At 38.0% G+C, this 12,787-nt stretch carries 12 protein-coding genes, 1 other RNA gene and 1 riboswitch; of the genes, 8 read left to right on the forward strand and 5 right to left on the reverse strand.

The annotated features are described in order from the left end of the window. Positions 1 to 17: 17 nt before the first annotated feature. The 5 genes from HHT355_RS01040 (at position 18) to HHT355_RS01060 (ending at position 5,201) form a co-directional block, all read left to right on the forward strand. Positions 18 to 857 carry a DUF2225 domain-containing protein gene (locus tag HHT355_RS01040; RefSeq protein ID WP_103201605.1) on the forward strand — a complete coding sequence of 280 codons (840 nt, stop codon included), beginning with the start codon at positions 18 to 20 and terminating at the stop codon, positions 855 to 857. After that, a complete protein-coding gene (locus HHT355_RS01045) occupies positions 858 to 1,580 on the forward strand; it encodes a DUF6062 family protein (protein ID WP_103201606.1) in 723 nt (240 codons plus the stop codon). A gap of 485 nt (positions 1,581 to 2,065) precedes the next feature. Beyond that, the gene (locus HHT355_RS01050) at positions 2,066 to 2,353 is read left to right on the forward strand and encodes a co-chaperone GroES (RefSeq protein ID WP_103201607.1); all 288 of its coding nucleotides are present in this window, start codon (positions 2,066 to 2,068) and stop codon (positions 2,351 to 2,353) included. 66 nt (positions 2,354 to 2,419) lie between these two features. Then, positions 2,420 to 4,039 carry a chaperonin GroEL gene (groL, locus tag HHT355_RS01055; protein ID WP_103201608.1) on the forward strand — a complete coding sequence of 540 codons (1,620 nt, stop codon included), beginning with the start codon at positions 2,420 to 2,422 and terminating at the stop codon, positions 4,037 to 4,039. A 328-nt stretch (positions 4,040 to 4,367) separates the two neighbouring features. Beyond that, a riboswitch (TPP riboswitch) is annotated at positions 4,368 to 4,496 on the forward strand. Between the two features lie 30 nt (positions 4,497 to 4,526). Then, the gene (locus HHT355_RS01060; RefSeq protein WP_103201609.1) at positions 4,527 to 5,201 is read left to right on the forward strand and encodes an energy-coupled thiamine transporter ThiT; all 675 of its coding nucleotides are present in this window, start codon (positions 4,527 to 4,529) and stop codon (positions 5,199 to 5,201) included. A 179-nt stretch (positions 5,202 to 5,380) separates the two neighbouring features. Here HHT355_RS01060 and HHT355_RS01065 read toward each other — a convergent pair whose 3' ends face one another. From HHT355_RS01065 to HHT355_RS01080, 4 genes are all read right to left on the reverse strand, one after another. Beyond that, entirely contained in the window at positions 5,381 to 6,559 is a 1,179-nt protein-coding gene (locus HHT355_RS01065; protein WP_242967483.1) for a peptidoglycan-binding protein, read from the reverse strand. A gap of 264 nt (positions 6,560 to 6,823) precedes the next feature. Then, positions 6,824 to 8,074 (reverse strand): peptidoglycan-binding protein, encoded by a 1,251-nt coding sequence (locus tag HHT355_RS01070; RefSeq protein ID WP_103201611.1) that lies wholly within the window; start codon positions 8,072 to 8,074, stop codon positions 6,824 to 6,826. Positions 8,075 to 8,183: 109 nt separating this feature from the next. Then, complete coding sequence (locus HHT355_RS01075) at positions 8,184 to 8,552, reverse strand: VOC family protein (protein WP_103201612.1); 369 nt, start codon at positions 8,550 to 8,552, stop codon at positions 8,184 to 8,186. 92 nt (positions 8,553 to 8,644) lie between these two features. Further along, positions 8,645 to 9,529 carry an Ig-like domain-containing protein gene (locus tag HHT355_RS01080; protein WP_103201613.1) on the reverse strand — a complete coding sequence of 295 codons (885 nt, stop codon included), beginning with the start codon at positions 9,527 to 9,529 and terminating at the stop codon, positions 8,645 to 8,647. A gap of 293 nt (positions 9,530 to 9,822) precedes the next feature. On the opposite strand from HHT355_RS01080, the gene HHT355_RS01085 reads away from it, so the two are divergent. The 3 genes from HHT355_RS01085 to ssrS all read left to right on the forward strand — a co-directional run bounded on the left by HHT355_RS01085 (position 9,823) and on the right by ssrS (position 12,283). Continuing rightward, positions 9,823 to 10,515: a response regulator transcription factor gene (locus tag HHT355_RS01085; RefSeq protein WP_103201614.1), complete on the forward strand. Its 693-nt coding sequence runs from the start codon at positions 9,823 to 9,825 to the stop codon at positions 10,513 to 10,515. Positions 10,516 to 10,550: 35 nt separating this feature from the next. Beyond that, the gene (locus HHT355_RS01090) at positions 10,551 to 12,035 is read left to right on the forward strand and encodes a sensor histidine kinase (RefSeq protein WP_103201615.1); all 1,485 of its coding nucleotides are present in this window, start codon (positions 10,551 to 10,553) and stop codon (positions 12,033 to 12,035) included. 67 nt (positions 12,036 to 12,102) lie between these two features. Beyond that, positions 12,103 to 12,283: non-coding RNA, 6S RNA (gene ssrS / locus HHT355_RS01095), on the forward strand. 186 nt (positions 12,284 to 12,469) lie between these two features. On the opposite strand, the gene HHT355_RS01100 is transcribed toward ssrS, so the two are convergent. Further along, the coding region (locus HHT355_RS01100) for a transposase (RefSeq protein WP_146039159.1) at positions 12,470 to 12,787 on the reverse strand (318 nt) is incomplete at its 5' end.

A 12,787-nucleotide genomic window follows, 5' to 3' on the forward strand; every position in this document is an offset into this window, starting at 1 on the left:
TAAATGGAGGAATATTTATGTCAAATTTATTTTCCGGTTTAGAAGAATTTGGGTTAAACAATTTATCAAATATCAATATATATGAAGATTCGGAGAAGTCAGCAGGCGAAGAGGCTAAGAAAAGCCAGCAAAATACATTTTCCGAAGAAGATATCATATATGATAGATCATATACCTGTCCGGTATGCAACAAGGATTTTAAAGCCAAGACCGTTAAGGTAGGGAAATTAAAATTACAAAGTCTGGATACTGACTTAAGACCTAAATATCAGCTTGCTGATCCCCTTAAATACGATGCTATTCTGTGTCCAAATTGTGGATATGCGGCACTGAACAGATTTTTCAATCATATAACCGGGTCACAGGCCGACTTAATTAAAAAGAATATTTCGGTAAAATATAAGCATGTAGAAGAAAGCGAAAATATATATACATATGATACGGCCATTGCAAGACACAAGATGGCACTGATAAATTCGATAGTTAAAAAGGCAAAATTATCCGAAAAAGCATATACTTGCCTAAAGACGGCCTGGGTAATAAGAGGAAAGAGAGAAACACTTCCTGAAGATACTCCGAATTATAAAGAAACGGTAGAAAAACTTTTGCAGGAAGAAAAAGAATTTATCAGCAATGCATATGAAGGCTTTTCGGAAGCATATATGAAAGAAGAATTCCCTATGTGCGGAATGGATGTAAATACTATTACTCTGTTAGTTGCTGAACTGGCCAGAAAAGTAGGCAAATACGATGAGTGCTCAAGGTGGATTTCAAAAATATTGATTTCTAAAGAGGCCAGTGAAAGAATTAAAGAAAAAGCCAGAGAAATCAAAGAAATGTTAAAAGAGGGAATGTAATTGAAAGACAAGCTGTATACAATTCCGGTAAATGATGCGTTTGATAAAGGCGGAGAGTGTCCCTTATGTAATATGATTGATGAACTGGAGCAAAAGGCAATTGATTTTACTATGGGACCCAGTTATATGGAAGATGATGTTCGTGGCGAAACTTCCAGGCTTGGTTTTTGTGAAAGGCATATAGAGCTATTGTATAAAAATCAGAACCGCCTTGGGCTTTCCCTGATTATAAAAAGCCATATGGACAAAATAATTAATGATGTTGAAAAGTTATCAGCAAATGATGTAAAAACTACAGTACCTTCTTTATTTAAAAAGCATAGCGATAATTTTTCAGTTGCGGATTATATAGAAAAGCTAAGTAAAACCTGCTATATCTGTTCAAAAATAGACAGTACTTTTGAGCGGTATATCGCTACGGTGTTTTATTTGTATCAGCATGAAGAAGAATTCAGAATGAAGTTCAAAGACAGCCGGGGATTTTGCACACGGCATTATAGTATCCTTTATAAAGAAGCCAACAAACACCTAAGCGGCAGGCAGTTCAAAGAGTTCATAGAGATATTAAATTCACTCTATCTTAATAATATGAAGAGAGTAAGAGACGATCTCGAATGGTTTATCAATAAATTCGATTACCGGTATGCCAATGAGCCATGGAAAAATTCAAAAGATGCCCTGCCAAGAGCTATTAAAAAAACGAACAGTATTAGTTTGGATTAAATCATATAATAGAAAGTAATTTAATTAAATTTGGTATATGGTTACTCTTTCGGAATATACTAGAATAGTATATGGAAGGAATATAAAGAGTTATTGTCTAATAAGGCAATAACTCTTTAACCATGCAATAGGGGCTTTATAATATCACACATTTTCTATATCTTTATATAGGCTTCGAAAATTTTTATCGTAATTATTGCATATGATTGCTTTGTCCGTTAAAATAGTTTTACAATATAATCTATATTTGGAAAAACGAGATAGAATTAGAAATGATGAGAAAAAATGAGAAAAAAAGAGATAACAAGAGCAAATTGAAGAAAATATCAAAAATGACAACATATTCTATAAGATATAAAGTTGCATATTAAAAGTAAATTTAATAATATATAAACTATCAGTTAGCACTCAACTGGAAGGAGTGCTAATAATCAACAAAAATTGGTGAATACATAATAACATAAAATTAAAGGAGGAATTATAATATGAAGCTTGTACCGTTAGCAGACAGGGTAGTTTTAAAGCCAATAGTTGCAGAAGAGACAACAAAATCCGGAATTGTGCTGCCCGATAAAGCAAAAGAGAAACCTCAGCAGGCAGAAGTTATTGCTGTAGGTCCCGGCGGAATTGTTGATGGTAAAGAAGTTGTAATGAATGTTAAAGTAGGAGATAGAGTAATTTATTCAAAATATGCCGGAACAGAGGTTAAACTTGATAATGAAGAGTTCATTATCGTAAGACAAAACGATATTGTTGCAAAGGTAGAAGATTAGTTATTAAATAAGGCTTATTGCAGAATAAGACTTTTTATAGAAGACCAATTAAGGAGGAGATAGAAGATGGCAAAGGATATAAAATTCAGAGATGATGCGCGCAGAGCCCTTGAAGAAGGCGTTAATAAATTAGCCAATACCGTTAAGGTTACATTAGGTCCCAAGGGCAGAAACGTTGTTTTAGATAAATCTTTCGGTACTCCGCTAATCACCAATGACGGTGTTACTATAGCAAAAGAAATTGAGCTGGAAGATCCGTTTGAAAACATGGGCGCTCAGATTTTAAAGGAAGTTGCCACTAAGACTAACGATGTTGCCGGTGACGGTACCACAACCGCTACAGTATTAGCTCAGGCCATGATCAGAGAGGGTATGAAGAACCTGGCAGCCGGTGCTAACCCTATTATTTTAAGAAAGGGTATGAAGAAGGCTACTGATGTGGCTGTTGACGCTATCGTTAAGATGAGCTCAAAGATTACCAATAAGGAGCAGATTGCAAGAGTTGCTGCAATTTCTGCCGGTGACGATACCGTTGGACAACTGGTAGCAGACGCTATGGAAAAGGTAGGCAACAACGGTGTTATCACTGTAGAAGAATCCAAAACAATGAAGACTGAGCTTGAGCTTGTTGAAGGTATGCAGTTTGACCGCGGATATATCTCCGCTTATATGTGCACAGATATGGATAAGATGGAAGCTGTTCTTGAAGATCCTTTCATCCTTATTACAGACAAGAAAATCTCCAATGTTCAGGAAATCCTGCCTTTGCTTGAACAGGTAGTTCAACACGGTGCTAAGCTTCTGATTATCGCCGAGGATGTTGAAGGCGAAGCCCTTACAACACTCGTACTTAACAAATTAAGAGGAACATTCCAATGTGTTGCCGTTAAGGCTCCCGGCTATGGTGACAGAAGAAAAGCTATGCTTCAGGATATTGCAATCCTTACAGGCGGTACTGTAATAACCGAAGAGCTTGGCCTTGAACTTAAGGAAGCTACTCTTGAACAATGCGGACGTGCTAAATCCGTTAAGGTTCAGAAAGAGAACACAATCATTGTTGACGGCTTAGGCAAGAAGGAAGAAATCGAAGCAAGAATTAATCAGATCAAGAATCAGATCGAAGAGACCACTTCCGAGTTTGATAGAGAGAAATTACAAGAGAGACTTGCTAAGCTGTCCGGTGGCGTTGCAGTAATCAAAGTTGGTGCTGCTACCGAAACAGAAATGAAAGAAAGCAAGCTTCGTCTTGAAGATGCTTTGGCTGCTACAAGAGCTGCTGTTGAAGAGGGTATTGTGGCAGGCGGCGGTTCCGCATTCATCCATGCATCCAAGGAAGTTGCCAAACTGGCAGAAACCTTAGACGGTGATGAAAAGACCGGTGCCAACATTATCCTTAAGGCTCTTGAAGCTCCTCTGTATTGCATAGTTGAAAATGCAGGACTTAACGGTTCTGTAGTTATCAGCAAGGTTAAGGAGAGCAAGCCCGGTATCGGATTCGATGCTTTAACAGAGCAATATGTAGACATGGTAGAAGCAGGTATTCTCGATCCTACCAAGGTTACAAGAAGCGCTCTGCAGAATGCAACCAGCGTAGCATCCACCTTGTTGACTACCGAGGCTGTTGTTGCCAATATTAAGTCCAACGAGCCTGCAGCACCCGGTGCCGGCGGAATGGGCATGATGTAATCGGTAGCCGTGTGCAATAGGTATAAAGTGAAATATAGTTTATAACTTTTGCATATATAATGCATATATAAAAGTTGATATAATAAAAAAAGCTGCTGTGATTTTAGGCCACAAAATCATAGCAGCTTTATTGTATATTTACATTTTTAAGGGTCGAATATTATCATAAAAAGTTTTGACAATGACGCACGATATTAGGTAGATGTTTTTTACCGGTGTAGATCTATATTTTTGATAAAATTATGTTATAATTCTATCTATAAATCTTTGCATTGACAAATATAGAGTGTTTGTATATGATATAACAGAAAACTAAATATAAATTATAATTAAATGCTAGGGGAGCGGAAGCTGAGAAGTGTGCGTTAATGTTGGCTTTGTATAAGCTGCATTTGCATACTGACCCTCAAAACTTGATCCGGGTAATGCCGGCGAAAGGAAGCATTCAGTGTTCCTCTCCTTAGCAAAAATTAAAGGAGGTTTTTTTATGCTTAAAAATTTATTTGATTTCTTTTTCGTAACCGATGCCGAAAGCGGGAGCTTTTATCCTACTACGGCAGGAAACATTGCTTTACTTATTGTTATTGCCCTGCTTTTTGTTGCTTTGCTGGCACTAAGCAAAGGCAACAAAAAAATAAATGTTAAGCAGATAGCATTTTCAGCAGTTGCCATGACAATGGCTGTAGTTACGTCGATTTATACCGTATATGAATTCCCTTTTGGCGGATCTATTACTCTTTTTAGAATGTTCTTTATTTGCTTTATAGGTTATTTATACGGAACAAAAGCAGGAATTATAACGGGAGTTGCGTACGGAATACTCGATTTTATTTTAAAGCCATATGCCATAACCATAATACAACCGCTGCTTGATTATCCTATTGCATTCGGATGCCTGGGACTTTCGGGTTTGTTTTCAAAATCAAAATACGGTATTATCAAAGGCTATATAGTAGGTGTAGCGGGAAGATACATTTGTCATGTGCTAACCGGAGTAATATATTTTCATGAGTATGCGGGAGGAAAAAATCCTCTTATATATTCCCTTACATATAATGCATCCTATATAGTTCCCGAAGCTGTTTTAACTGTTCTTCTACTGTTAATTCCGGCTGTAAGGCAGGGCCTTACCGAAGTCAAGAAAATGGCTCTGGAAGGTTAAGAAGACCTGAATATAAGTAAGTTACTTATTAACTAATTAAAAAGTAAATATAAATATATAAATCTAAATTCAAAATCCCCTCTGTGCCGCATATATTAGTTAAATATTTTTTGCGGTAATGAGGGGATTATTATATGTTACTGTTTACTATATATGAAAAACTTATTTTTCATAAGATTTTATTCCGCCATTCTGGTAACTGCCACATATATGCCTGATATGCTGTACCAGGTAGGAAAATCTACAATGCCTGTCTGGGGAAGGTTGAAAATACGCTGAAATGCCCTTACCGCCTCTGCGGTTTGTTCGTTATACTGGCCTTGTACCGCGACTTTCGGTATCTGGCTGTAGGTATCTGATATAGTATTTAGCTGTTCCTGTATCATCCTTACGTCATCACCGCTTGCGCCGATATCCAGGTTATAGCCCGGCCATGAAGCAGGAACACCGGATACCTGAGGGGCGGTATTTATAAAGATTGAATCACCGTAAAAATGCCTCAGGATACTTATGGCATCATAGCCTTGATCGCCCAAATTTTTAGACCCCCATTGGGTCATCCAACCCGGACATTGTACCCGGTTTCCGTCGCAATACTGAGTTAATATGGGTTGTTTTACATTTGGTCTTGACAGGTAGTTAACAAAGAGGGAATCTACTATAAGGCTTATATTATCGAATATGTTTCGGCCGGGTATCCATTTATGGTCAAAGGCAGTGGATGATGTAACCGTAAAATTGAAGCCCTGGTTTCTGTACCATTCGGTGAAAACCCGGTTTAAGGTAAAGGACAAAATCGCAAGAACATTAGCTTGTATTGTGGACTCAGGCCAGGTTGCATAGATTTCACTGCAGGCAACATTTTTAATATAATCCCGGAATTTGACGTAATAATTGGCTGCGGAAGTATCGGTAGGAGGTCCGTCATGAACAATTATAAATTCAGGTATAACAACCTGCCGTAATACTATTTCGCCTGTTTCAGCTTCAGGGACAATTTCCGGCTCGGCAATCTTTGGAGGGAAATCACCGAATAAGGTATGGGGAGGGATAACATAAAGAGAGCCGGCTGCATCCGGTTCGGTGGCTTGCCGCATAGTTGCATTCTGAAGGGCGGTTACATCGGCAAGAACCTGCATATTTGCTATGCTTACGGGAGTATATTCGGGTTGTGCGATGCGGATGTTATATTCGGCATAGGGCTGTACTTCCGACGGCTCCAGGCTGTAATCGACGGGCGGTGCAGGCACTTCTATCTCCGGAGTTAGTCCTGATACGTCTGTTGTCAGCTCTGCTATGGCCGATGTGGGCTGAGCCGGTGATGATATGCTTACGGTAGCTCCTTCTATAGGGGCCATATTTGGGGTTACGCACCGAATTTGAATCCTGCCAAAGGATTGGGTACCTACTTCAACGGGATATATTCTGATTTTATCGTCATTTCTGGGGGAATTTTTGCTTAAATTTGATTTATTCATTTTTAAACCTCGGATAGAAATTCTATATAATACAATAAATATGAAAAATATAATCTTATGTGATATTTATAGCAAGGATTTATTGTTTAGGAATTAACGCTGTTTTACATAATGCTATTTAATATAAGGTTAGAATCGGCTTGTTCAGACGCCTATTCTTGTTACCCCTACGTATATTCTGGATATCCTGTACCAGGTCCCGATGTCTACGATACCGGTTTGAGGAAGGTCAAAAATCTGCTGAAAGATTCTTACAGCATTGGCAGTAGCCGGCCCGTATCTGCCGTCAACTGCAATTTTAGGTATGGCGGGATAGGCATCGGATATGGCATTTAGCTGTTCTTGTATCATTCTTACATTATCACCGGAAGCGCCGATATCGAGATTATATCCGGGCCAGGAAGAAGGGACACCTGATACCTGAACGGCGGTATTGATGTATATACTGTCGCCGTAATAGTAACGAAGAATTTCTATGGCCGAATATCCCTGATCTCCTAGGGATTTGGAACCCCACTGAGACATCCAGCCCGGGCATTGGACCCTGTTGCCGTCACAATACTGGGTAAGTATCGGCTGTTTTATATTGGGCCTTGATAGGTAGTTAACAAATACCGAGTCCACGATGAAGCTGATATTTTCATATATGTTTCTTCCGTTTATCCATTTGTGGTCATAAGCCGTTGAGGATGTAATCGTGAAATTATAACCCTGGTTGCGGTACCATTCGGTATAAACCCGGTTTAAGGTAAACGAAAGTATGGCAAGAACATTGGCATATATCGTGGCTTCCGGCCAAGTGGCATATATTTCGCTGGAAGCAACGTTTTTAATATAATCCTGAAACCTTACATAATAGTTTTGTGCATTGCTGGCCGGTGGACCGTCGTGGACAATAACATATTCCGGTATGACTACCCGGCTTAAGACAATTTCACCGGTTTCGCCTACCGGTTTTATCTCATCTTCCGGTATTTTGGGCGGATAATTGAAATATAAGGTGTGGGGCTCTATAACATATGACCTTTCTGCAGGTTCGGTAGATGGGTTTAATGTTACGTTCTGAAGAGCTGTTACCTGCGGCAGTATTTCAATATCGGAAAAATAAGCTGATTCAAAACCCGGTGCCGTAATCTGCATATTATAATTGGAATAAGGCTGAACCGGAGAAGGCTCCAAACTAAGGTCTATTGGTGGGGCAGGAAGCGGTATATCTTCGGAAAGCCCTTCGTTGTTAGTGATAAATTCCTCGATAACCACATCGGGGTCGGAAGGTGAAAATATTCTTACGGTTGCGTTTTCAATTGGAAACACGTCCTGGGTTGTAGTCCTTACCCTCAAATTTCCGAAAGACTGCGTATCCATCTGTGCAGGATAAATCAAATTCGGTTTCATTGTGCCTAAGGCCTCAATCTGTGTTTTTTATAATTAATTTATGTATAAGCTATAAAAAAAGTGCCTGGCATCAGATTTTGATATCAGGCACTACGAATTATAATCGCTTTTATTTATTTGGGATAATCTCTATCCAGTAACCGTCGGGATCGTTTATAAAGTATATGCCCATGGCAGGATTCTCATAGCATATACAACCCATTTCTTTATGCATCTTATATGCATTTTCATAATCATCGGTAACAAAGGCAAGATGAAATTCATTGTCTCCGAGATTGTAGGGCCTGTCCCAGTCCCTAAGCCAGGTAAGTTCCAGTTGGTGCTGCGAAACACCGTCACCAAGGTATACCAAAATAAAGTCACCGGAATCAGAAACCATACGGCGGACTTCTTTTAGTCCGAGGGCTTTTTCGTAAAATTCCAGGGACTTATTAAGATCAAGTACGTTAATATTGTTATGGGCAAACTTAAACATCATAATTTAATCCTCCTTGCATAATATAGAAAGAGGGCTGCTTATCAATTAAAACAGTCCTCTTTTGTACCTTTATTATATCCGATTAGTATAATTTATTGTGATTGTGCTTCTTTTATTAACTGCATCATTTCGTCATATTTCTTTTTTGCCTCTGTTAAATTAAGTTTTTCGTTTAAATACTTGTCAAGAGCTCCGATAAGAGCATCGCCTTTTGGAATTTCCATAGAGCCATCTGCCGGCTGCAAATTATTGAAAAACTCATATAAAGCATTAGACAGGCCGGATTCGGAAACAAGGCTCAATTCAGGATGTGTGGCGAAATAATTTTTCAGTAAACTTACGTCATCCGGATTGCAAACAATCACTTTACAAGTGTCAAATTTTCGGTAGCCTTCAGAGGTTGTAGCATCAATTTCAGCAAATATATAAGTCATGCCAATTTTCTTAGCGGTTATCCGGCCGCCTGAGCTGACTGAAACGATTGAAGGATCATAGCTGGAGAACTTGGCAAGTTCAGCCGTATTGCTTGGTTTCATGATTACTTCCAATAAATCGTTTTGCTCTAGACCCAATATTATCATTGAACGGGTCATTTTAATGCTGAAAGCCGGAGGACCGACAGTTATATCGCAGGTAAGAGAGGTTGAATTTGTGCCTCTTTTGACCGTTGCGGTAATTGTAGTTACGCCGACCTTATGAGCCGTTACTGTACCGTCATCGTTTACCGAAGCAATCTCAGGATTGGCAGACTTATAAGTAACCTTTGCATCATTTTCGATATTATAAACTTTTAAATTAAATGATTTTCCGTTTACTAAGGTAACAGACCTTAGATTAAGCCTATAATCATTCTTTTCTTTTTCTGTTTCCGAAGCTTTAGCTATATTTTCTGATACAGGTAAAATACATGGAAGAAATAAAAAGCAAAAGATTAGGCATAGGAAAACCATATATTTACATAGAAATTTCTTTTTCATGGTATTTCCTCCAAATTATGGAAATTCTATGTCACATCCTAATTCTATGGTATTAATATATCATTTGTTTTTGTCAGAAAAGTGTCATAAAGGTGTCAGACACTGTTAATATTTTATGAATTATAATTTACAATTTATTAACAGTCCTTTACACCATTTTACTACTTGTTTTCCTATATGTAATTAATATATAATAATGTATGTATATGTGCTTTTACCTATATTACCCATATGCCGTACCTGCCGATAAACCAAAACCAAGGAAAAGTAACATAAAGGGGGAATCATTAAAAATGCAACATATATTAATAGCGGATGATAATAGGGATATTACAGATATTTTGTCGACTTACTCCAGAATGGAAGGATTTGAGCCAATTGTTGCTTATGACGGAGAAGAAGCACTAAGGCTGTTTAAGGAATATAATCCCGAAGTTGTGTTACTTGATGTAATGATGCCCAAGGAAGACGGCTATGAGGTGTGCAGAAAGATAAGAAGTAAATCCAATGTACCCGTAATTCTTATTACTGCCAGAGGCGAAGATTTTGATAAGATTATGGGGCTTGACATAGGAGCGGATGATTACATAGTAAAACCTTTCAGCCCTAGAGAGGTTATGGCCAGGGTTAGAGCGGTACTGCGCAGGATAAAAACGGCTAACCAAAGCACATCTGAAAACATTATTAAAATCAGCAACCTGGTAATTAACCTGGATGAATACAGTTTATATATTGGGGGCAAAAAGATATCTTTAACAAAGAGAGAGATTGAAACCATGTGGACCCTGGCATCCAATCCCAATAAAGTATTTACCAGGGATAATCTTTTGGACAGTTTGTGGGGATTTGACTACTATGGCGACAGCAGGACAGTAGATTCCCATATAAAGAGGCTGCGTGCAAAAATTGATGCGGTAGAGCATCCTGAATGGACTATAAAAACTATTTGGGGTGTCGGGTACAAATTTGAGCTTCTGAACGAATAATCACGGCAGCCGACAGGTTGGAGGAAAATTAAGTTATGTCAAATGATAACAAGGTTAGGGTATATAACCGTTTGTTTTTTAAATTGTATTTAAATTATGCCGTAATGCTTCTTGTTACGGCAATTTTAATCTGCCTGATATTTACCCAGCTTTATAAAAATACAACTATGAAAAAAGAACGGGAGCAATTGATCGATCAGGCTTCCAACATATCGGATATTATAACGATGAAATTTATCAATACACGAAACTATCAGGGAGCCTTGGAACATATAAACGAATGGCAGAAAATAATGAATCTGGATATTTGGACCATATCCAACCCTTATGCCGCAAATCCTATGGATGAGCGGATGGAAACCAATTCATATGCGGAAATTGCCGACGGATATAAAGAATATCTTGATTTGGTCGAAAATGCTTTCAAAAATAAAAAAGTATACAGTATTGCCTATGATGAAATTTATCAAACCCAGACCATAACAGTGTCGGTTCCGATTTTGGGGGTTAACCGGGAAGTTGTCGGAGCATTACTGTCAAAAAAACCTGTGGAAGGTTTAAAAGATATTATTAATGACAGTTTGTCTTTAATTATATTCAGCAGTGTTGTAGCTCTTGGGATTTCTTTTATTATTGTTATAATATTTGCTACTGAACTGTCACTTCCTATTGCAAGAATGAGAGCTACGGCGCTTTCTCTTGCAGCCGGCAATTATAATTCAAAGACAGGCATTAAACGCAACGATGAACTGGGAGATTTGGCAAATACTGTGGATATTCTTTCGGAAAAGCTGTTGGAAAATGAAATACAAAGAAAAAACCTGGAACAGATGCGTCTGGATTTCTTTGCAAACGTATCCCATGAACTTAGGACACCTATTACCGTTCTTCGGGCTTATACGGAAACCTTAATTGACGGTGTCGTAAAGGAAGAAGATAAGGTAAAGCAATATTATGAAAGAATGCTTTCCGAGTGCAAAAGTATGGAGCGTTTGGTTGGCGACTTGATGCTTTTATCAAAAATGCAAAATCCGGACTTTGATATAGAAAAAGAACCGGTAAACCTGGTTCAGGTTTTTGATGAAATTATAAGAAGTGCCGGTGCAATTGCCGAAAAGAAAAACATAAAAATAGAAATCACAAAAGACAAACCTGTAATCATGATGCTCGGGGATTATGACAGATTAAGGCAGATGTTTATGATCATCCTTGATAATGCCATAAAATTCTCGGACGAAAATAAATCTGTTTACATAAATATCTCAAATACGGACAAAATAAAAGTATCGATAAGAGATGAAGGAATCGGAATATCCGAAAACGATCTTAAATTTATCTTTGAGAAATTTTATAAATCCCGTCTTAGGCAAAATGCATCCGGTTCCGGACTTGGTCTTGCAATAGCAAAACAAATTGCCATAAAACACGGCGGAAATATTGATGTATATTCTGTGCTGGGTGAAGGCAGTACATTTACTTTTACTTTCCCTCCTTATGATATTGGGGAAGATACCCTGTAATTCCCAGTAAATTAAGCTACAAAAACCTTGAAAACATAATATCAATCCATTATAATATGATTATAGAAAGTTCCTGAAATGTTCGACACTCCTGCGATTTTGAACCTACAGTAGATAATAAGGGATTCCTATATCTGCAGGCGGATGTCAGGCCGCCATGGTTAGCGGAAGGCAGAAACCTGCATGCGGATGCCCACCTAGCGAGAGGCTAGGCGTCAAAATGCAGGAAACGGCATTTCGGGGTTTATACCAAAGATAAAAGCGGCTTTTGCCGCTTTTTTTATTTGGGCTCTTTGTCAAGTGTTGGGGTATGATATGTTTGAATCATGCTAAAACACTAGGCTTAGAGCCTATTTTTATGGTTGACTCACCAATACCTGTTTTTGGGCATGACAAATTAACCTCGTGCCAGTCATATTTATTTTTATTTAATTTCAAGAATGTAAGATAAGTGTACGAAATCTTTCAAAGTTTTTTATACCATATGATATACGCTTAAGTACCTTTATTTTATTATTAAATCCCTCTGTTACACCATTGGTTAAGCCATATTTAAATGCATTTAGTATTTCTTTTGACCAATGTCGGAAAGTTGCTGCACATTTTTTAAACTCTTTAATGCCTGAGTTTTCTGCATTCTTTATCCATTCAAATAATTCTTTTCTTTGAATAGAATACTTTTCATTATGACAAATATCATAAAACCATTCTTTAAGCATATGAGCTTTCCTTAAATCATCGTTATAAAGCAG

The sequence above is a fragment of the Herbinix hemicellulosilytica genome (assembly GCF_002904165.1).
GTDB lineage: Bacteria > Bacillota > Clostridia > Lachnospirales > Lachnospiraceae > Mobilitalea > Mobilitalea hemicellulosilytica.

Excerpts from the sequence above, each read along its gene's own strand:
- HHT355_RS01040 (WP_103201605.1), top strand. The coding sequence starts at position 18 with ATGTCAAATTTATTTTCCGGTTTAGAAGAATTTGGGTTAAACAATTTA.
- HHT355_RS01050 (WP_103201607.1), top strand. The coding sequence starts at position 2,066 with ATGAAGCTTGTACCGTTAGCAGACAGGGTAGTTTTAAAGCCAATAGTT.
- groL (WP_103201608.1), top strand. The coding sequence starts at position 2,420 with ATGGCAAAGGATATAAAATTCAGAGATGATGCGCGCAGAGCCCTTGAA.
- HHT355_RS01060 (WP_103201609.1), top strand. The coding sequence starts at position 4,527 with ATGCTTAAAAATTTATTTGATTTCTTTTTCGTAACCGATGCCGAAAGC.
- HHT355_RS01065 (WP_242967483.1), bottom strand. The coding sequence starts at position 6,559 with ATGGCCCCTATAGAAGGAGCTACCGTAAGCATATCATCACCGGCTCAG.
- HHT355_RS01070 (WP_103201611.1), bottom strand. The coding sequence starts at position 8,074 with ATGAAACCGAATTTGATTTATCCTGCACAGATGGATACGCAGTCTTTC.
- HHT355_RS01075 (WP_103201612.1), bottom strand. The coding sequence starts at position 8,552 with ATGATGTTTAAGTTTGCCCATAACAATATTAACGTACTTGATCTTAAT.
- HHT355_RS01080 (WP_103201613.1), bottom strand. The coding sequence starts at position 9,529 with ATGAAAAAGAAATTTCTATGTAAATATATGGTTTTCCTATGCCTAATC.
- HHT355_RS01085 (WP_103201614.1), top strand. The coding sequence starts at position 9,823 with ATGCAACATATATTAATAGCGGATGATAATAGGGATATTACAGATATT.
- HHT355_RS01090 (WP_103201615.1), top strand. The coding sequence starts at position 10,551 with ATGTCAAATGATAACAAGGTTAGGGTATATAACCGTTTGTTTTTTAAA.